The organism is Planctomycetota bacterium, assembly GCA_033763975.1.
GTDB lineage: Bacteria > Planctomycetota > Phycisphaerae > Phycisphaerales > UBA1924 > RI-211.
In genome coordinates, this window is sequence record JANRJM010000004.1 from 20,999 (window position 1) to 40,895 (window position 19,897).

Annotated in this window: 12 protein-coding genes; 6 read left to right on the top strand and 6 right to left on the bottom strand. The window is 71.1% G+C overall.

Features of this window, described 5'->3' with window-relative positions; all coding sequences use genetic code 11:
* Positions 1-51: 51 nt before the first annotated feature.
* Positions 52-942: a protein-disulfide reductase DsbD family protein gene (locus tag SFY69_02960; protein ID MDX2130997.1), complete on the bottom strand. Its 891-nt coding sequence runs from the start codon at positions 940-942 to the stop codon at positions 52-54.
* Positions 943-1,051: 109 nt separating this feature from the next.
* On the opposite strand from SFY69_02960, the gene SFY69_02965 reads away from it, so the two are divergent.
* Positions 1,052-1,555, top strand: a complete 504-nt coding sequence (locus tag SFY69_02965; protein MDX2130998.1) for a rhodanese-like domain-containing protein — start codon at positions 1,052-1,054, stop codon at positions 1,553-1,555.
* Positions 1,556-1,659: 104 nt separating this feature from the next.
* Here the strand turns inward: SFY69_02965 and SFY69_02970 are convergent, their stop codons facing one another.
* The 3 genes from SFY69_02970 to SFY69_02980 form a co-directional block, all read right to left on the bottom strand.
* Positions 1,660-9,582, bottom strand: coding sequence for a hypothetical protein (locus SFY69_02970; GenBank protein MDX2130999.1), 7,923 nt, complete (start codon positions 9,580-9,582; stop codon positions 1,660-1,662).
* Between the two features lie 369 nt (positions 9,583-9,951).
* On the bottom strand, positions 9,952-10,680 hold the full coding sequence (locus tag SFY69_02975; protein MDX2131000.1) for an amino acid racemase: 729 nt from the start codon (positions 10,678-10,680) through the stop codon (positions 9,952-9,954).
* A 34-nt stretch (positions 10,681-10,714) separates the two neighbouring features.
* Complete coding sequence (locus SFY69_02980; protein MDX2131001.1) at positions 10,715-12,043, bottom strand: DUF1080 domain-containing protein; 1,329 nt, start codon at positions 12,041-12,043, stop codon at positions 10,715-10,717.
* Between the two features lie 74 nt (positions 12,044-12,117).
* Between SFY69_02980 and SFY69_02985 the strand changes: the two genes are divergently transcribed.
* Both SFY69_02985 and SFY69_02990 read left to right on the top strand, forming a co-directional pair.
* Positions 12,118-12,606 carry an iron-sulfur cluster co-chaperone HscB C-terminal domain-containing protein gene (locus tag SFY69_02985; GenBank protein ID MDX2131002.1) on the top strand — a complete coding sequence of 163 codons (489 nt, stop codon included), beginning with the start codon at positions 12,118-12,120 and terminating at the stop codon, positions 12,604-12,606.
* Positions 12,607-12,657: 51 nt separating this feature from the next.
* On the top strand, positions 12,658-13,209 hold the full coding sequence (locus tag SFY69_02990) for a thioredoxin family protein (GenBank protein MDX2131003.1): 552 nt from the start codon (positions 12,658-12,660) through the stop codon (positions 13,207-13,209).
* Here SFY69_02990 and SFY69_02995 read toward each other — a convergent pair.
* Positions 13,190-14,533 carry a DUF1015 domain-containing protein gene (locus SFY69_02995; protein ID MDX2131004.1) on the bottom strand — a complete coding sequence of 448 codons (1,344 nt, stop codon included), beginning with the start codon at positions 14,531-14,533 and terminating at the stop codon, positions 13,190-13,192. The two genes, SFY69_02990 and SFY69_02995, sit on opposite strands and share 20 nt — an antisense overlap.
* A 49-nt stretch (positions 14,534-14,582) precedes the next feature.
* On the opposite strand from SFY69_02995, the gene SFY69_03000 reads away from it, so the two are divergent.
* From SFY69_03000 to mnmA, 3 genes are read left to right on the top strand one after another with little or no spacing between them, the layout of a single operon-like run.
* Entirely contained in the window at positions 14,583-15,431 is an 849-nt protein-coding gene (locus SFY69_03000; protein ID MDX2131005.1) for a phosphoribosylformylglycinamidine synthase subunit PurQ, read from the top strand.
* 9 nt (positions 15,432-15,440) lie between these two features.
* Positions 15,441-16,559, top strand: a complete 1,119-nt coding sequence (locus SFY69_03005) for a hypothetical protein (protein MDX2131006.1) — start codon at positions 15,441-15,443, stop codon at positions 16,557-16,559.
* A 43-nt stretch (positions 16,560-16,602) separates the two neighbouring features.
* Positions 16,603-17,781 (top strand): tRNA 2-thiouridine(34) synthase MnmA, encoded by a 1,179-nt coding sequence (gene mnmA / locus SFY69_03010; GenBank protein MDX2131007.1) that lies wholly within the window; start codon positions 16,603-16,605, stop codon positions 17,779-17,781.
* Here the strand turns inward: mnmA and rpoD are convergent.
* A complete protein-coding gene (gene rpoD / locus SFY69_03015) occupies positions 17,775-19,811 on the bottom strand; it encodes an RNA polymerase sigma factor RpoD (protein MDX2131008.1) in 2,037 nt (678 codons plus the stop codon). The two genes, mnmA and rpoD, sit on opposite strands and share 7 nt — an antisense overlap.
* Between the last annotated feature and the right edge of the window lie 86 nt (positions 19,812-19,897).

Here is a 19,897-nt window from a genome sequence, read left to right on the forward strand (position 1 = left end):
TTCCACGCCGCGATCGTGTTGCGAGCCGGCACACCCGGACTTCGCGAAAAACTACCGACCGCCGGATGTCTCCGGCGACGGCCCACGTTCCACCGGCACCTCGAGCTCCACACGGAACGAGGCCGGCGCCCGCGACGGGTGCGTGACCCGCACGATCCCCTCGATCCGTGTCGCGCCGGCCTGTGCCGCCGCGAACTCCACGCCCAGTTTTTCCCCCGTCGCCCCGCCCTGGCCCACCAGATCACGCGGCGTGGCGCACGCGTCGTCCGGGATGAACTCCAGCCCCGACGCGCCCGGCGCGTGGAACTCGGCCCGCACCGTGCCGCCCGAGCGCGTTGCGCGCACACCCACGACGCCCCGCGACTCGCTCCACGGGCGCGCCCGATCCCGACGCGCGTCGTCGAACAGCGACGCGTCCGCCGAGCGCGCACGCGCCGTCGGGCCCGCGCCCGGCGACGACTCCGCCGAGGCCTCGAGCGGGACCGACAGAGCCACGTCCTGACGCTCCAGCACGCACTCGTCCGAGCAGATCATCCAGCGCACCGAAGCCGCCAGCGACGCCGTCGTGCCCGCCGCCCCTTTCGGCACCGTCACGGGAAAGACGATCGTCAGCCGGTCCTCGTAGATGTGGTCCAGGATGTCGCCGGGCAGCACCTGCCGCCGCGGCGTGGGCCACTGCCCCTCGCCCACGGCGAACCCGCTCGGCAGCGTCCAGGTGACCTTCGGGCCCATGCCCGTCGCGTTGTGCGACCGCCAGTACATGTGCCAGCCCGGCTCCATCTCGAACGTCAGCGCCAGGTACTCGGTCTCACCCGCCCGCAGCGCCGCGTGCTCGGCGACCAGACGGGCGGTTGCCCGCGGGGCCGCGAGCGTGAACCCCGCATCGCCCGGCTGCGCCGACGCGCCGCCCCCGCCGGTCAGTGTGACCAACGATCCCAGCACGAACGATGATGCTCGGTGACTCAATCGCACGCATCCGGGCGGCCGGCGTTCTCCAATTCGATCGGCGTCGCCCGAACGACACCGATAATCTTCCCCCATGATGCTACGAGTGAACCGTTCCGTCCGTTCATCGGCGTTCGCCCTGTCTCGCATGGGAATGGCGGTGTTCGCCGGGCTTTCTGTTTGGTCGGCGATCGGGTGCGAGGGCGTCAGCGACCGTGATATCCGGCCGCTGACCATCGCCGAGGCACGCCGTATCTACGACGACGCATCGCGCCCGGGAAACTCTGGTGCGTTGGCGATCATCGATCCCCGGTCCCCGCGGGAGTTCAACGCCGGCCACATTCCCGGGGCGCGGAACCTGCGCCTGAGTGATTTTCCGTCCGACGCCCCCTTCGACGAGCGCCTCGCCTCGCACGACGTCATCCTCGTCTACGGCAACAACCCCGCCAGCGCGCCCGCCAAGGCGATGACCAAGCGGCTCATCGCCGGCGGGTACGAGGGCGTGCGCCTTATGCCCGGCGGGCTGGAGGAATGGGAGCGCGCGGGCGGCCCGGTCGAGCGCCCGCAGGCGCCCGCGACGCCCGCGGGCGACGCACCCCCTTCGAACTGACGATCGCGCCGGCGGCCCGTCCTCCAGGGCGGTCCAACTGCCAACGAAAAACGCCCGCGGGGATCGACCCGCGGGCGTGGTTCATTGTGGGAGGGTGTTGAGGGCTACGGGATGCGGTTGAGCGAGGTGGTGATGCCGAAGGGCAGCCCGCTGGTCGCCCACCCGCCGCCCAGGAACAGGTCGTAGTGCTGCATGGTGGCGATGAAGGGCAGCGGGGCGGAGGTGTCGACGGCGAACCACTGACGCCCGGCGCGCTGCTGGACGATCTCGGGGCGCTCGTGGAGCTTGACCTCGGCGAAGCCGCGCGGGGCGATGGTCTGGGTGAAGGTGGACTCGCTGCCGTCGACGAACACCAGGCGGATGCTGACGGTGTTGGTGAGGGCGGTGGGGTTATGGAAGAAGAGGGTCTCGAAGAAGAGCTGGCCGGCGTCCTCGACGTTGATGTAAGCATCGCCGAAGTAGAACTGACGTGCCGCGACGGTCGCGGGCTGGGTGGCTTCGCCGTCGCCGAACTGCGTCTGCCCGCCGAGGGCGTTGATCGGCACGCTGGAGACCCAGCGCAGGCCGACGGGCTGGTCGGCGACGAGCCCGAGCGTGGCGGCGGAGAGCACGACCTGCGAGCGCGGGGCGATGTCGATGGTGCGGGTGAAGCTCGGCAGGTTGAGGCGGATGTACGAGCCCGTGAGCGAGACGGTCGCGGTGGTGCTCCCCGGGTTGAAGAAGACGACCTCGGACGAAACGGTGGAGCCCTGCGCGATGTTGGTGATGACCCCGCGGAGGGCGGCGCCCTGCGGGTTGTCGGCGGTGACGGGCGTGCCCAGGACCGAGTACGCGGCGTCTCCCGAGATCGAGTAGTGCGAGAGCGAGGCGACGATGCCCTCGAACGCGCCCTGGTCGCTGGGGTTCGCGGCGGCGGCGGTCACCGTCAGCCCGAAGGTGCCCAGCGGGAACTGCGTGAGCTGATCGATGGAGAACCCGCCGCGACGCAGCCCCTCGAAGCGCTGCGTGACGGAGATGCTCTGCCCGTTCTGCGACGCGGTGAGCGTGACGTTGATGTCAAAGGGGTTGGGGTTGTAGAAAACGATGAAGTCGCGGGCCGTGCCCGGGTTGCGCTCGACGCGGGCGAAGTTCCACGTCGCCGAGAGCGTCTCGGTGAAGGAATCGCCCACGGCCGAGCCGAAGTCGTAGTGGGCCAGGGTGGCGCCCAGCGGGAGGTCGGACTCCAGGATGATCGAGTACGGGGTGTCGAGGATGAGCCCGGGGGTCTGGTAGAAGGGCCCGTCGATGAGGGTGAGCCCGTCGCGCGAGTTCGGCTGCACCACCCCGCTCGAGATGATCGTCTCGAGCTGGCCCCACTCGTAGCGGATGTAGACGGTGTAGTTGGCGGCGGCGCTGTTCGGGTTGATGATCGACAGGAACTCGCGGATGTTCGTGTTCGCGAAGCCCTCGGGGAAGAAGACGCGGTTGGTGAGCGGCTGGGTGTTGACCTGCACCTCGTACGAGCCGACCGACTCGCCCAGCCCGTCCACGATCACCCAGTAGCGGGTGTTCGCGCTGCCCGTGAAGGTGACGGAGGCGGTGACGCCCGGCACGCCGTCGGCGTCGAAGCCGTTGGCCACCGTGACCGCACCCAGTTCGTCGTCGTCGAAGCGTCCGTTGCCGTTGCTGTCCACCGGCACCGCGTTCACCACGCGCACCGACGCGTCGAGCAGCGAGCCCAGCGGCGTGATCACCTGCACGAACACGCGCCCCGCGGCGGTGGTCACGAAGGTGAAGAGGTCACGATCGCCGGACGGGCTGATCTGGTCGAAGCGCCCGGCGTCGCCCGTGCGCGGGTCCAGAGAGACCGTGAGCGGCGCGTTGAAGTCGATCTCGGCCGGGTCGTCGCCGCCGCCGCCCGGGGGAACCGGGCCGTTCACCTGCACGCTGTACTCGCCCGCGAGCGTTCCGCCGGGGATGCCCGTGACCGCGCTGACGAGGATGTAGAACCGGGTGCCGGCGGCGGCGGTCACGGTGAAGGAGACCGACTGGAGCGCGGCGGAAGCGGCGACCTCGCCGACCTGCACGCCGCTGGCGTTGAAGACGGTCAGTCGCGGGGCGATGCTCCCCCCGGCGAGGAAGGGCGTGATGACGATCTGCTGCTCGCCGGTCTGGATGGCGACAAACGTGAAGAGGTCGGTGTCGTTCGTGGGCGACAGGCGCGGGTTGAGCGGGTCGTTGGGCGTGCTGCCGCCCACCTGCGCGACGCCGGTCACGGTGTTGAAGATCATGCCGGTCGCGAGCGTGAACTCGCCGGCGTTGGGATGATCGTCGATCGGCGGGGCGATCACGCTGAGCGAGTAGTCGCCGGTCACCGTCGTGACGGTGTTCGGGGTTCCCGTGTCCTCATAGCCCTGCACGGAGATGAAGTAGGTCGTGTTGCGGACGGCGGTGCCGGTCGCGGACGAGGTGGTGATGAAGAGGCTGTCCTGGCCAGTGCCGCTCGCGATGACGGTGCCCGCCGAATCGGTCACGAAGACGCGTGTGCGCAGCGTGCTGGAGCCCGGGCGCCCCACGACGACCTGGAAGGGCCCGCCGGCGGGCGCGGTGAACTGGAAGAGATCGGAGTCGCCGATGCGTTCGATCGACCCGGTGGCGTTGCCCAGGCCCGTGCCCGTGTCGACGACGACGCGGGTGGCGAACGAGAACTCGCCGGTGTCCACGGTGGTGGGGGTGGGCGCGTCCTCGGGCTGCGCGTCGGGGTGGTCGTCGGTGCCGGGGAAGTTGAACGTGACGGTGTACGCGCCCCGGTCGGCGGCGGGGTTGGCCCCCTGCACCACGACGTAGTAGTAGGGGTACGGGCGGACCGGGCCGCCCTGCGGCGCCTTCTCGCGCCCCGGGGTGATCGGGAACGTCACGCGCGCGGTGGTCGAGCCGGTGGCGAAGTTGTCGTTGTTCGCGATCCGCAGCAGCATCGGGTTCGCGTTGGGGTCTTCGCTCACCTCGTAGACCGACACGACCGGATCGAGCGTGGGATCGAGCGCCGTGACGTCGATCGTGAGCGAGCTGTAGAAGTCCTCGAACGAGAAGCGGAAGAGGTCGGTGTCGCCGGCCTCCTCGATGCTGCCGGAGATCTGTCCCAGGCCCAGGAAGTCGCGGAGGATGATGGTCTGCGCGTCCTCGAGCTTGGCGAAGTCGGCGTAGTCGTCGACCTCGGGCACGCCGGTGATCGCGACGTTGTACCCGCCCTCGGTCCCGCCTTCGCCGGCGATGAGCAGGTAGAACTCCTCGCCCTTCTGCACGTCGAAGTCGATGCGCGACCCGCCCCCGGAGATCGGCACGCCGGTCGCGACCGGGTTGTTGAGATCGGCGGTGCGGAAGAGGAGCACGGCCGGGTTAAGCGTGGAGCCCGTGGCGCGGGTGACGTCGATCCGCATCGTGCCCGAGCCGGGCGCGATGAACGTGAAGAGGTCCTGGTCGTCGGGGTTGTTGAAGGGGGTGTCGTTGATGATCCCGCTGAACGAGGCGGTGCCGTTGGCGCTGCCCGAGGAGAGATCGCCGATGCCGATCGGGGTGGCGAGGTTCTGGCCGGCGCCGCTGAAGTTCGCGTGGTCGTCGAAGACGGTCTGCCCGTTCTCGATGTCGTTGATCTGGTTGGGCATCGCGTTGATGAGGAGCTGGTACCCGCCGGTGGTCTGGCGGATGTCGAGCTCGCGCGCGATGCGCTCGACGCGGGCGTTGGGGTCGGCGGACGAGCCGTCGTCGAAGCGGGCGCCGCTCTCGACCTGCACGAAGTACGTGTTGCCGGCGATGACCGGGACGACGACGCGCGGATCGCGCGAGGTGAAGCGGAAGACGCCGACCGCGCCGAACTGCACGTCCTGGAAGTCGCTCGTGATGGCGGCGTTGTCGTCGCTGTAGGCGATCTGCTCGAAGTCGTTGCGGAAGACGCGGAGCGCGCCGTCGAACATGTTGAACGTCTGCTTCGCGAGCCCGCGGAACGCCGTGCCGTACGCCTCGCCGTACTCGTCGGTCATGGTCGAGGTGGAGAGGCGGATCTCGGCGAAGCCGGTGAACTGGGCGCGGAACGAGTACAGGTCGGTGTCGTCGATCTCGGAGATGGTGCCGACGTCGCCGCGCGAGTTGAACGAGTTGCCCGTGGACGGGTTCACCTGCTGCACGCGGGCGATGTTGCCCTTGAGGGGCTGGGCGGCGGAGTTGCGGTAGTTCGTGTTGTCGCCGATGCCCAGCGGGAGGGTGATGGTGAGCGCGGAGGTGAAGTTGCCCTCGTCGGTCTCTTCCGAGACGCGGGCGTTGAGGTCGTCGCGCACGCCGTCGCCGTTGAGGTCCTCGGGCATCGCGTCGACGATGACGCTGAGGGTGTAACGCCCGGTGCCGCCGCGGTCCGTGGTGGTCGTGTCGTCGCCGCCGCCGAGGCTGCTGACCTCGATGTAGTAGGTCTCCCCGCCCCAGAGAGTGATGCCGGCGAGCTGGGTGTCCAGGCCCGGCGCCGCGAGGGAGGGGTCGATCATGCCGGCCGGATCGGGGAAGGGCGGGGCGATCGTCTCGCTGCCCGGGCGCCCGAAGCCGTACACGATGTTGAAGTTCGAGTCGTACACGCGGACGCGCATGTTGGCGAACGAGCCGCTCGCGGGCGAGACGGAGATCGCCATGCGGGTGGCGGGGCGGTCGTGCCGGTCCCAGTCAAGGGGGTTGCCGTCGTCGAAGCCCGAGAGCGCGTAGACCGCGGTGGGGGGGATGGTCTGATCGGTGTTCACCACGCCGCCGGCGAGCGAGGTGAAGTAGAAGAAGTCCTGCCCCGTGAAATCGTCGTGGAACGCGCTGAACTGCGCGACGTTCGCCGCGAGGACCGGGTCGTTGAGGTCGCCGTTGGTGACTTCGGTGAACTCCCCGCCGACGTAGAGGACCTGCTGCGGGTCGCCGGAGTTGAGGTCCTCGGCTTCGATGCCCGGCTCCTGCGCGTCGGTGAGCGTGGTGAGCGTGCGCACGATGCCGTTGGTGCCCACGGAGGCGTTGAACCAGCCGAAGCCGATGGGCGCGTCGGTGGCGGGATCGACGGCGAAGGCGACGAGATTGTCCAGGCCGCCGGCGTTGAAGGCGCCGCCCGCGACCAGCACCGGGTCGATGGTCGTGTTGTTGATGTCCGGCGGGTCCCACGTCGTGAGGGCGTACACGCCGACCGGATCGCCGTTGGCGTTCGGGGCCGTGATGCCCGCGTCCACCTGCTCCCAGGTGAGGCGCGGGTTGAAGTTCGCGAGCTGCGTGTCGCGCGAACCGCCGGCCGCCGCGCCGAGGAAGCCCCACGCCGCCAGGTTCGCGGCGGGGGTGTTCCCGCCCTCGCCGTCGGCGATGGACGTGAACTCCCCGCCGATGATGAGCACGGTGTCGGGGGCCTCGATCTGCCCGACCGCCCCGTCGGGGTCCCAGCCGGCGTAGGTCGTGAGCGCCCGCACGGGCCCGTTGGGCCCGGCGTTGGTGCGCACGCCCGCCGCCGGGCCGCCCCAGACCATGTCGATGAACGCCCCGTCGTAGTAGGCGAGGTTCTGCACCGCCAGCCCGTCGATCGTGCTGAAGTCGCCGCCGATGAACAGCGAGGGCGGGATGTCGCGGCTGTCGTTGACCTGCGGGACCGGGGGCGGGCCGGGCTGCCCGGCGCGCTCCTCGCCGGCGTCCGCGGGGTCATAAACCGTCAGCGCGTACACGGGACCGTCGGTCCCCGCGCCGAAGGGCAGCCAGCCGTTGACCACGTCGAACGTCGCGAGGTTGGCCGCGGCGTTCCCGTCGACCGTCGTGAACTCGCCGCCCACGGCGAGGTAGGGCACCGCGTTGGTGGCGATCTCCGGACGGTTCGTGTCGACGTCCAGCCCCGGGTCGTTGAGGCCCGGGACGGTCTCTTCAGGGATGAACGACGCGAGCGCGCGGACCGGGCCGTCGACGTCGCCCAGGCTTGCCCAGCCCCACTGGCCGGTCGTGAAGTCCTGGATCCACACGGCGAGGTTCTTGAACGTCACGGGCCCGAGCAGGCCGGGGACCACGAGGTCGAAGTCGCCGCCGACGACGAGCCAGCGACGGCTCATGCCGGTCGGCACGGTGCCGGGCGTGCCGGGGTCGTAGTCGTGCAGGGCGTAGATCTCGGCGCGGGTGGTGCCGGCGGTGTCGGGGTTGTCGTTGAACCCGTACGTGACGTTGTTCGCCTGGTCGAAGAACTGCGCGCCCGTGTACCACCAGTCGGCCGCGTCCCAGGTCGTCAGCGTGCGCGAGGTGGTGAGCCAGGGGGTGTTGTTGCTGCCCGCCTGGAAGGCCCCGCCGACGAAGAGCGACGTGCCCTGGTCGTCGTTGTTGCCGGCGTAGTCGATCAGCATGTCCGTCGGCGCGGTGAACTGGAAAAGATCGGTGTCGTCCGACGCCGACCCGTTCGCGTCGTAGATGCGGCCCGTCGCGCTCGCGATCGCCCGCACGCCCCGGTCGCGGATGTGGTTCTGGTTCGCGTCGAGCACCGGCGTGGGGCCGCTGAACGTCAGCCCCGTCGCGAGCATCGCGATGCGCCGGGCGGCGTCGCGCTGCTCGGGCGTCGGGTTCGCGCCGAGCACCGGCGAGTTGATGTGGTCGTCGTCGCCGGCGGCGTTGGTGACGTTCGCCTCGACATTGATGATGTACTGCGTGGCGCTGTTGATCTCGAACCCGTCGACCACCACGTAGTACAGCTCGCCCCCCACGAGGCTCACCTGGAGCTGCGCCGCCAGCCCGGCGAAGTTGTCGTTGTACGCGACCAGGTTGCCCGCGTCGTCGAACAGGCGCACCGCCGGGTCCGTCACCGGCGCCAGGCCCGTCGGCGTGACGGTGATGATCGCCAGCCCGTCGCCCGAGGCCTCGAACCCGTACGAGTGCGTCTGGAACGTCGGGCGCGGGATGGGCGGGGGAACGTTCGGCGCGGTCGTCGCCACGAAGGCCCCGGTGTCGGACCCCCGGCGCGTGACCGAGTTCAGCGTGATCGTCTCGACGACCGTGTCCGCCACCAGCCAGAAGTCGCCCGTCGCGAGCGTGACGTCGAACGCGGGGTCGCCGGCGTTGCGCGGGCGGATCTCATCGCTGCGCACGCGGATGAAGTACGTCTCGCCCTGCTCCGCGAGGAACGTCGTGAACGCGTCGTTGATGCGCCCCGCGTCGCTGTCGGCGTTCAGCAGCACGCCCTCCGAGTCGTACACGTCCAGGCGCGTGTCAAGGCGGTCGGGGATCGTGCTGCCCGGCAGGAACGGGCGGTTGTACCGGTTGTGCTGCGCGTTCAGCGTCACCAGGCTCGTCTGGGCCGCGGTGTACGTCCACACCTGGTCGTCCTGACGCACGCCCAGCGATCCGCCCACCGGCCAGATCGAGAGCGGAGCGGGCGGGGGCGTCGCGGGGTCGATCGCCACGCCCTCGGCCGTCGCCGACCAGGCGGCCGGGACCGTCGCGAAGGTGTTCGACAGCGCCGAGATGCGGAGCGTGAAGGTGTTGCCGGTCGTGAGGTTCGGGGCCGGCCCCGCGTAATCGCTGGAGACCACGACGTAGTACGTCTCGCCCGAGGTCGCATGGAAGCCCGCCCAGCCGTCGGTCGCCAGCCCGGTCGTCAGGATGCCGTTGTTCGTGCCCGATGCCACCTGCGTAAAGGTGCTGTCGAAGACGGTGACCCGGGTGTTCAGCGTGCTCGCGGGCGACTCGTTCGCCGTGTCCGCGAGGATTCGGACGAAGTCGGACGCGGGCGCCACGAACCGGTAGTAGTCGTTGTCGGTCGGGGCCTGCGCCGGGTTGATGACCCCGGCCGAGGTCCCCCGCCCGCCGCCGTCCAGGTTCACGAGGATCGCCGTGGCGAACGAACCCTCGAGCATCGTGCGGGCTTCGAGCGAGTCGACGCCGGCGGCCTCGGGACGCTGCTCGCTGAGCCCGAGCGCTCGACCCACTCGCGCCGCGAGCGAGCGGGCGCGCCGGCGCTCACGAACAACGGGATTCGAGCGGCGGGCAAGGAACGAGCGACCATCGCGGCTGTTCATGTCGGGCTCCACAAATCTCCGGCGATCGCGGTCGGCCGGCTCCTCCGGCGGGACGATCGGCCACGTGTCGTGCGTGCGGCGCCGCGGCAGGGGTCCTCCCTCCGCTCGCGTGCTCCCCGCGCGTTCGCGCCTTGGGCAGGCGTCGCGCCGGACGTCGGCTCACGCCGATCGTTCGAGCACGCGCACGCTCACTCGACCAGCATACCGACTTCCGACGCGTGTCGTCCAGTCCGGTTCCCGTCCTAACGCATTGCGAACGGCTTTCGGCGGCCGGGGCTCCCTCCCGGCGAACGCTGGTGCGTCACCATTCGCGTCGCATGACCGGGTGTTCCGCCGGCGATGCAGGTTCGTCACGCGCTTCGCGAACCGTTACGACGCCAGCGCGCCCGGGCGGTGATCTTCCGCCCGACGCGTCATGCTCCGGCGGATCGAGGCCTCGGCCAGGATGTCCGCCGCGTCGTAGACCGGCAGGGGCGAGTTGTCGCGCGTCACCATCAGCGGGGCCTCGCTGCACGCGAGGATCACCGCCTCGCACCCGCGGTCGGCGAGCGACGCGATGATCTTCAGCACCGCCAGCCGGCTCTCCGGGCGGATCTGCCCGTAGATCAGCTCGCCGAAGATCACCTCGTCGAGCAGGTCGTCGTCGCCGTTCTTGGGGGGAAGCACCTGCACCCCCTTGAGGCCCAGGTGCGTCTGGTAGGTCGACGCCGTCGTGATCAACTTCGTGCCGATGAGCCCGACGCACCGGCGTCCGTCCGCGGCCACCGCCGCCGCCACCAGGTCCGGCATCGTCAGCCACGGGATCGGGCTGTTGACCTCCGCCATCTGGACGGCGTGCTGGACGGCGTTGTCGGGCGCGATGCAGAACTGCGCCCCGCACCGGGCCAGCAGGTCCGCCGAGCGGCGCAGCAGACGGTCCACCGCGTGCCAGTCGTTGCGACGGATGGCGTCGAGGTAGAAGTGCAGGGGCTCGTTGTGCACCGAGATGCGGGGCTGCTCGGTCGGGCTCATCAGCCGCCCCGCGTGCCGCGTGAGCTGCTGGTAAAAGAGCGCGGCCCCCTCTGGGCTGACTCCCACGATGCCGATGTGGCTGGTCATCGCGCCGCCTCCTGTGCGGCGCCGGGCTTGTCGCTCACGGGAGCGGGGCCAGGCGCACGTTGCGGATGTGGATCTCGGCCCCTTCGCTCTGCAGGCAGATGTGCCCGGCGATCTGCTCGACGTTCGTCGCCCGGTTGAGCTCCTCGCCGTTCACCTTCAGCACGACGTCGCCCCTGTGCACGATGATCTCGTACTCGTTCCACTCGCCCAGCGGACGCTCCGCGCCGTGCGACTTCTTCGTGTTGCGCGCCTTGGTGCGCGCCGGGTCGGTGGTCATGGTGAAACTGTCGATATTCCAGAAGTCTCCCGCGTTCCCGCTGTGGAGCTGGGCCTCGACGCTCTTGGGCCAGACCTTGTCGGCGCCCACCATGCGCACGAGCACGCCCGAGTTGCCCGCGCCCTTCGACGGGTCGAAGCGCCACTCGAGGCGGAGCACGTAGTTGGTGTACGTGTCCTTCGTGCGCAGATACCCGATCGGCTGGCCCTTGATGACGATGACCCCGTCGCGCACGCTCGCGAGCGTGCCGGTGTCGACCGGCCCGTCCGTCTTGGTCGCCTCGTCGCGCGCGACGCCGACCCAGCCCGTGAGGTCCGTGCCGTTGAACAGCCGGACCTCGCCCGGGAGGGCGGCGGCCAGGTCGCGGATGCGGACGTTCCGCAGCGCGAGGTCGGTGTCGCCGTGGTCCTGGATCGCGATGTGCCCGGCGGGCTGCACGCCGAAGCCCGGGTACACCTTGAACTTGCTCCCGCCCTCGGCCACGGCGGCGCCCTTGGCATCCACCCCGATCTTCGCCAGCCATTCGGGCGTGGGGCGCCCGGCGTCGTCGAAGATCGTCGCCTCGACGACCTTCACGTCGTTCAGCCAGTGCTGCACCACGCCGTTGCGCAAGCGGATACGACCCGTGTTCCACTCGCCGGCGGGGCGCGCCACTTTGGCGGCGGCGGGCGGGTACAGGTCGTACAGCGCACCGACGGCATGCGCGTCGGTGGGCTTGGCGCCGAAGCCCGCGTCGTCGAGCAACTGGTACTCGGGCCCGGTCTGCCAGGGCGTGTCGTGCTTCTCGGCCACACGCCACATGATGCCCGAGTTGGACTTCTCGCCCATCTTGAAGTCGAACGTCATCTCGACATCGCGGAACTGGTCGACGGTGACGATGTCGCCCGCGCCGGTGTTCTTCGACAGCCGCAGCTCGCCCGCGGCGCTCACCCAGCCCTTCGCGGGGAACGACGCCCCGCGGTACGAACGCCACAGCGCGGTCGCGTCGGCGCCCGTGTAGTCACGCCAGCCCGCGGCACGATCCACGGGCGTGAGGTCGGTCGGCTGGGCGCACACCAGAACGCTGAGGCACAGGGCGGCGAGCATGTGGGTTCTCCGGGCACGGGGTTCGCCGACACTGTACTCGATTCCCGGACGCTCGCCCGGGGGTACCGTGTCCCGTGCAGCCCGACCCGTTCAAGGTCTTGGGGCTCCCCGCCCGGTTCGACCTCTCGCGCGACGAGATCGAGCGGGCGTATCTCGCGCGGGCCGCGGCGGTGCACCCGGATCTCGCGGGCGACGAGTCGCACGACGCGTCGTCGGCCCTGAACGCCGCCCGGACCACGCTCGCCTCGCCCCTGGCGCGGGCCGAGGTGCTGCTGGCCCTGCGTGCGGGAGGCGTCGCGCCGGGCGACAAGTCGCTGCCCGCCGGGTTCCTCGCCGAGTTCATGCCACTGCGCGAGGAGGGCGAGGAGGCGCTGGCGCGGGGGGACCGGGCCGAGGTCGAGCGGCTGCGGGCCTGGGGCATGGCCGAGCGTTCCCGATTCTCGGACGTCGTGCGGGGGCTGTTCGCCGAGCCGGCGCTCGACGCCGCCCGCCTGCGAACAACACTCAACGCGTGGCGGTACATCGAGCGGCTGCTGGAACGTCTGGACGCCGGGCCCCGGTAGCAGTGCGGGGAGGGCGTACGCGGGCCGATGATCAGAGCACGGAGTGCGGACATGGCGAGCCGACGACGCGTGTTGGGGATGCTGGTGATGGCCGGGGTGGCGTTCGTCGGGTACGCCGCGCTTTCGGGGCGCGCGACCGAGATGCCCGAGGTGTTCGCGCAAGCGCCCTCGCTGGCGCAGGCCGAGGTGCTCGCGGAAGCGTCCGGCATGCCGGTGCTGGTGTTCGCGACGGCGGAATGGTGCGGCCCGTGCCAGGCGCTCAAGCGCGGTGCGCTCGCCGATGCGGGCGTGCAGCGGTGGGTGCGAGAGAACACGCACGCGGTGGTGGCGGACTTCACAGACCGGAACAACCCGCCGCCCGAGGCCGAGCGCCTGCGCGTGACGTCGATCCCGACGCTCGTGCTGCTGCGCGACGGGAAGGAAGTGTCGCGGCTCGGGTCGCCCAGGTCGAAGGAGCAGCTCCTCGCGTGGCTGGGCGAGCACAGCGGGCCGATCGTGGACTGGAAGCACGCGAACCCCGGCCAGCCCGTGCCGCCGATCGACATGGCGCCCCGGCGGGGCCGCCCGGACGAGGAACCGCGCGCTACTCCAGGGGGTTCATGAAGAGCCCTGTCGCGAGCTTCGGATAGAAGAACGTGCTCTTCTGGGGCATGAGTTCGTTCGCGCGGCTCACCTCACGGACCGCTTCGAGCGGCGTGGGACGCACGAGCACCGCGAGCTGCGCGAACCCCGCCCCGCCCCCCGCGCCGGTCTCCTGGCCTCGCCCAATTTCCTCGACCTCGCGCACCGTGTGCGGGAACGCCCACTTGACGGGCTTGCCGCCGTTGAGCCGGCCCTGGCAGATGTCCTCGACGAGCACGTACTGCGCGAACGCGACGCTGAGCGTGCGCCACGCGCGGGGGCGGTGCGGGAACTGCTTCGCCAGCGCGTCGCTCCGCGCGGGCGCCGCGACCAGGCCCTGCGAACGCGCGAAGTCCCACAGGGCGAAACGCTCGTCGCCCAGGTCCGTGCGTTCGTGCATCGCCCGGTGCACGGCGTGCAGGTCTCCCGCCACCGGCTCGGCCTTCACGTGATCGCCGGCCGCCGCCAGGAACGCCTCGAGCGAGTAGCCCGCCATCCCGCCCAGCACGCGGTGCGTCGGCCAGATGACCAGCCCAGGGTCGCGCATGCCCACGAGCACCATCATGCACCGGCGGGCGGGGTGATCGGGCCCGACGGGGCCGGCGGCCTCCAGACCCCGCAGGTAGTTGAGCCCGGTGGTGTAGCGGTGATGCCCGTCGGCGATGAAGACGTCCTCGCCCGCGAGGGCCGCGCGGTACGCCTCGATGGTGGGCTGATCGGTGATGGTCCAGAGTTCGTGCAGGGTGGCGTCGTCGGTGGTGGCGGTGGTGTCGGGCGCGCGAGACGAGGTGACGGTCGCGAGCAGCGCGGTCGCGAGCCCGCGCTCGTCGGCGTGGAGGCCGAAGATGGGCGAGAGCTGCGTGCGCGTGGCCTTCATCAGGGCCATGCGATCTTCCTTGGGCCCGCTGAAGGTCTCCTCGTGCGGGAGCACCCCGCCGCCCGCCCGCGGGCCGAAGGGCACCGTCTCGACGCAGCACGCCATGCCGGTGCGACGGACGGTCGTGGCGCCGTCCTGGCCCGTGAAGGTCTGGCGATAGGCGAAGATCACGGGCTGGTCGGCGGCGCGGAGCGTGCCGTTTCCGAGCAGGTCGCGCAGCGCCCGGGCGGCGGCGTCGTACGCCGCGGGCGGGCCGAGTTCCTTCGCCGGGGTGTGCGGGAGATCGATGGCGACGATGTTGCGCGGGTCCTTGTCGAGCAGGCGCTGCTTGCCGCCCTTGTCGAGGACGTCGTACGGCGGCGCGACGAGGTTCGAGACGTCGCGGACTCCGGCGTACGTGATCGCGCGGAATGGGAAGATGGTGGGCATGGCGTCAGGATATCGACACGGCGTGCGCGGGGTGCCGCTACCATCGGGCATGCCCCGCGCCCTGGTCGTTCGAGCCGCCGGAACGAACTGTGATCTGGAGTTGTGCCGCGCGTTCGCGCTGGGCGGCGCCGAGGTGGACCTTGCGCACGTGGACGCGATCGCGCGCGACCCGTCGCTGGTGGAGCGTGCGCACCTTATCGGCTTCCCCGGGGGGTTCAGCTACGGGGACGACATCGCGTCCGGGCGAATTCTGGCGATGCGCGTGCGCGAGAAACTGTACGGCCCGCTGCGCGAGGCGATGGAGCGCGGGGCGATCGTCATCGGGGTGTGCAACGGGTTTCAGGTGATGGTGCAGGCCGGGCTGCTGCCGGGGCCAGGGGTTGGCGAGCGCTGGCCGCCGGACGCGTCGCCCCGCCCGCGCCTGTCGCTGGTCGACAACACCGACGCGCGCTTCACGGATCGCTGGGTGGGCGTCGAGGTCGAGCCCGACACGTGCTGCGCGTGGGCGAAGGACGCGTTCACGCTCCCCGACGAGGTGTGGGCGCGCGACGTCGCGATGCTGCCCGTGGCGCACGGCGAGGGGCGCCTGGTGACCGAGAGCGCTGCGACGCTGGGCGAGCTCGAGCGGCGCGGGCAGGTGGTGCTGCGCTACCGCGACAACTACAACGGCTCGGCTGGGCGCGTCGCGGGCGTGTGCGACGCCTCGGGGCGCGTGTTCGCGCTGATGCCCCACCCGGAACGCTACCTCGACTGGACCCGCCATCCGTACTGGACACGCCTGAGCCCCTCGGCCCGGGCCGGGCAGACGCCGGGCGCAAGGCTCTTCCGCAACGCCGTCGAGGCCGCGATGGGCCGCACCGACTTCGTGCGCGAAACCGGGACCGTCGCGGTCCGGTAGGAGCGTGGCGTGCGCACGCCGTTCAGCAATCCTTCGGCGGTCTCGGGCGCGATGGTGATCGGCGAAGATCGCGCGTGCGCGCGCTGCGGGTACAACCTGCGCGGGCTGAAGCCCGGCGACCGCTGCCCGGAATGCGGGACGCCCATCCGCATCCGGCGCGACGCGGGCGGCGGGATGACCGAGGCGCCGCTCTCGTACCTCGATCGCCTCGCCCTGTGGAGCACCGTCGCGATCATCGGCGCGGGCGTCTGCGTGGCGAGCCTGCTCGCCACGATCGGGGCGTCGCTGGGCAATCCCCTGCTGCTCGCGGCGCTCGGGCTGGCGGCGCTGGGGGCAGGCGCGTGGGGGGCGGGGGTGTACCACGTCACCGGGCCGCGTGAGTTCGGCGCACCCTCGCCGATCGATCCGGTCCGCGAATGGGCACGGCTCAGGCTGATCGCGCGCGTGTCGCAGTTCATGTGGGGGGGCGGGTTCACCATCCTGTTCGCGGGGGTGACGGTCCTGCACGGGGTCGCGGTGCGACAAGCCGCGGCGGCCGCGGCGGCGGCGGCGGGCGGGGGCGCTGGGGCGCCGGTGATCGCTCCCGGGCCGCCCGTGAGTGCGACGGTGCTGGTGGCGCTCGGCCTGCTGGTGCTGGTGCTCGCGCTCGTGGGCATGATCGCGGCGCTGCTGTACTTCGCGCAGCTCGCGGACTGGGCGAACGACCTGTCGCTCGCGACGCGCCTGCGCGCGGTGCCGTTCGTCGTGGTCGCGAGCGTGCCGGTGGGCGTCCTGTTCCTGTTCACGCTGGCGCTGGTGCGGGGCACGGCCCGGATGATCATCATCGGACCGGCGGTCGTGATCACGGGCGGGCTGTTCCTGGCGTGCGTGGGGTTCATCGTCGTGCCGCTGATCCAGTTCATGCTCCTGTGCCAGTGGGCGCGGGCGAACTCGACGCGCGCGATGGACCGCGACCGGCGGTCGAGCGCCGCGATCGTGCGGCGCATCGAGGGTGGGCAGGCACGCGACGCGCCGCAACCCGCGCCCGTCGCCGGGCACCGCCCCGCCCGACCCCAGGGGAACTACATCGCCCCGGGCAGCGGCGGGGAGGCGTACGACCTCGCGCCCGAGCCGGACGACCGCGCATAGCGCGCTCGGCGGGCGGCGCACGGCGCATTTCCTACGATCGCCCGTGAGTACCGCGCGCGGCAAGGTGCTGGTGGCGATGTCCGGGGGGGTCGATTCGTCGGTCGCCGCGGCGGTGCTGCAGCGCGAGGGCTACGACGTCGTCGGGTGCTTCATGCGCCTGGGGTCGCCCGGCGAATCGCTCGACGCGCCCGCGCCCGACGACGCGTGCGACGACGCCCCGGGCACGCCCCCCGCCGGTGTGCGGGTGGGGCACCAGGGGTGCTGCTCGATCCTCGACGCGTCGGACGCGCGCCTCGTCGCGGCACGCCTGGGCGTGTCGTTCTACGTGTGCAACTTCAAGAGGGATTTCGGGCGCATCGTCGACTACTTCGCGGACGAGTACGCCGCGGGACGCACGCCCAACCCGTGCGTGCGGTGCAACGACTGGCTGAAGTTCGGCAAGCTGCACGAGTACGCCGCCTCGATCGGGGCCGATCTTGTCGCGAGCGGGCACTACGCGCGGATCGAGGGCGGGCGTCTGCGCCGGGGCGTCGACCGCGCGAAGGACCAGTCGTACGTGCTGTTCGGCATCCCGCCCGGGCACCTGGGGCGCACGCTCTTCCCGATCGGCGGCCTGCCCAAGCCCGAGGTGCGCGAGCTCGCGCGGGCCTGGGGGCTGCCCGTCTTCGACAAGCCCGATTCGCAGGAGATCTGCTTCGTGCCCGACAACGACTACGCCGGGCTCGTCGAGCGACTGCGCCCGGATGTCGCGCGCCCGGGCGCGCTGGTGAACGCCCAGGGCGAGACGCTCGGCGCCCACGCCGGGCACCACCGCTTCACCATCGGCCAGCGGCGCGGCGTGTCGGTCTCGCTCGGGCACGCGGTGTACGTCGTGTCGAAAGACCCCGCGACCAACACCGTGCGACTGGGAACCCCCGACGACCTGCTCGTCGCGGGCTGCGAGGCGTCGGAGGCGAACTGGCTCGGGGGCGCGCCCGTGGAGCACGAGTGGTTCGACTGCGTGGCGCAGTACCGCGCGCACGGCGAGACCGTGCCGGCACGCGCCCGCGCGCTGCCCGACGACGCGGCGCCGACGCCCTCGGGGCGCCGGGGCCGGTTCGAGGTGGTGTTCGAGCGTCCGGTGCGGGCAGTGGCGCCCGGGCAGGCGATCGTCCTGTACGCGCCCGACGACGACGCGGTCATCGGGGGCGGCTGGATCGGGCGCACCCGGGCGGCTCAGTGAGCGTGCAGCGCCGGCGCCTCGAGCGTGGCGGATTCATCGTGCGTCACGCCGTTTGCCCCGTTCATCCCGTTCACGCCGTTCACGCCGTTCCCGTTGTGCGCGACCGGTGACGCGTGCCCGTTGGCCGGGGCCTGGGGCTGGGGCTGGCCGCCCGTCGCTCGCGCCGATGCCGGGCGGGCGGCAGGGGCGGCGTCGGCGGCGGGGCGTCCGTCGCGGGCCGAGCGGCTGTCGACAAAGCCCTGGAGCTTGCGCGCCCGCACGGGGTGCTGGAGCTTGCGGATGGCCTTCGCCTCGACCTGGCGGACGCGCTCGCGCGTCACCTTGAAGATGCGACCGACTTCTTCGAGGGTGTAGGTGTACCCGTCGCCGATGCCGTAGCGGAGCTTGATGATCTCGCGCTCGCGGTAGGTGAGGGTCTTGAGGACCTGCTCGATGCGGTTCTTGAGCATCTCCGCGGCGGCGACGTCGCCCGGGGCGCTCTGCGACTCGTCCTCGATGAAGTCGCCGAAGTAGCTGTCCTCGCTCTCGCCGACGGGGCGGTCGAGGCTCACGGGGTGCCGGCTGATCTTCATCACGCGCCGGACCTCGGCCGAGGGCATCCCCGCGCGCTCGGCGAGTTCTTCGATGGTGGGCTCGACGCCGCTCTCCTGCAGCATCGCCTTCTCGAAGTTCCGCAGCTTGCTCATTGTCTCGATCATGTGCACGGGGATGCGGATCGTGCGGGCGTGGTCGGCGATTGCGCGGGTGATGGCCTGGCGGATCCACCACGTGGCGTAGGTGCTGAACTTGTACCCGCGCTTGTACTCGTACTTGTCGACCGCGCGCATCAGCCCGGTGTTGCCCTCCTGGATGACGTCCAGGAACGAGAGCCCCCGGTTGCGGTACTTCTTCGCGATCGAGACCACCAGGCGGAGGTTGCCCCCCGAGAGGTCGCGCTTGGCCTGCTCGTACTCCCAGAAGACGGTGTTGAGGTCGCGGGTGCGCCGGGCGGCGTCCTCGGGCGATTCGAGCACCAGCCCGCGCAGCCCCTCGAGCTCCTCGCGCATCACCGCGAGGTCTTCCGGGTCCAGCACCCGCGCCGCCCGGCGCCGGCGCGAGCGCCGGTCGTTCGTGCCGCGGATGTCCCCGTCGAGCTCGTTCATCTTCTTCGAGATCGACCGGAGCTTGCGCATCAGCGGGATGATGCGCCCCGTGCGCAGGCTCAGTTCTTCGGTCAGCGTCGCCATGCGCCGGCGCCGCGCGCGGATGCGCGCCAGGCACTCGCCCGCGCGGGCGGCGTCCCCGTCGCGCTCGGCGGCCCGCATCGCCTCGTGGTCGGCGCGGTTCAGTTCCAGCAGGCGCTCGACCGTCGGCAGGTTCGCCGGGATCCGGCGCGCGATCTTCGACTTCGCGTCCGGGTCCGCCGTCGAGATCCGCATCGTCCGGTCGAACGGCAGCTCGCCCCGGTGCACCATCTTCAGGATCTCGACCGCCTGCGCCGCGATGTAGTCGCTCTCGAGGCAGCGCCGGCGGAAGATCATCCGCGTCACTTCGATCTTCTTCGCCAGGCGGATCTCTTCCTCGCGCGTCAGCAGCGGGATCGTCCCCATCTGCGACAGGTACATCCGCACCGGGTCGTCGATCCGCTTGCCGGTGGTCTCCTCCGTCACGACCTCGGCGAGGTCCTTCTGGAGCTGGGCCTCTTCCTCGTCCACCTCGCACGCCGCGCTCGGCGACGGCGCGGGCGCGTGCAGCGCGTGGCGGAGCGACACCGCCTCGGCGCTGCGCTCGCCCCCCGAGACGCTCATCGCCCGGAACAGCATCGGCAGCGACCCGCGCGGGGCCCCGGGCGTCTCGCCGCGCTCCAGCGCCTGGCGGTGCAGGCGAGCCTTGTACTCGAGCTCGTCGACCAGCTCGATCCCGGCCCGGTCGATCAGCACCAGCAGCTCGTCGATCCGCGCGGGATCGACCATCTCGTCGGGGAGCGTGTTGTTGAGCTCCTCGTAGCTCAGCCAGCCACGGCACTTGCCCAGGTCCAGCAACTGCGTCATCGCGGGATGCAGATCTGCGAACACACGCGTCTCCTTGCGAGCCGGGGGCGCTGTCCGCCGCCCCTCGGGCACAACCACCTCGCCCG

Bases quoted from the DNA above. Each gene is read 5' to 3' on its own strand.
- SFY69_02970 (MDX2130999.1), bottom strand. From the start codon at position 9,582: ATGAACAGCCGCGATGGTCGCTCGTTCCTTGCCCGCCGCTCGAATCCC.
- SFY69_02975 (MDX2131000.1), bottom strand. From the start codon at position 10,680: ATGACCAGCCACATCGGCATCGTGGGAGTCAGCCCAGAGGGGGCCGCG.
- SFY69_02980 (MDX2131001.1), bottom strand. From the start codon at position 12,043: ATGCTCGCCGCCCTGTGCCTCAGCGTTCTGGTGTGCGCCCAGCCGACC.
- SFY69_02990 (MDX2131003.1), top strand. From the start codon at position 12,658: ATGGCGAGCCGACGACGCGTGTTGGGGATGCTGGTGATGGCCGGGGTG.
- SFY69_02995 (MDX2131004.1), bottom strand. From the start codon at position 14,533: ATGCCCACCATCTTCCCATTCCGCGCGATCACGTACGCCGGAGTCCGC.
- SFY69_03000 (MDX2131005.1), top strand. From the start codon at position 14,583: ATGCCCCGCGCCCTGGTCGTTCGAGCCGCCGGAACGAACTGTGATCTG.
- rpoD (MDX2131008.1), bottom strand. From the start codon at position 19,811: ATGACGCAGTTGCTGGACCTGGGCAAGTGCCGTGGCTGGCTGAGCTAC.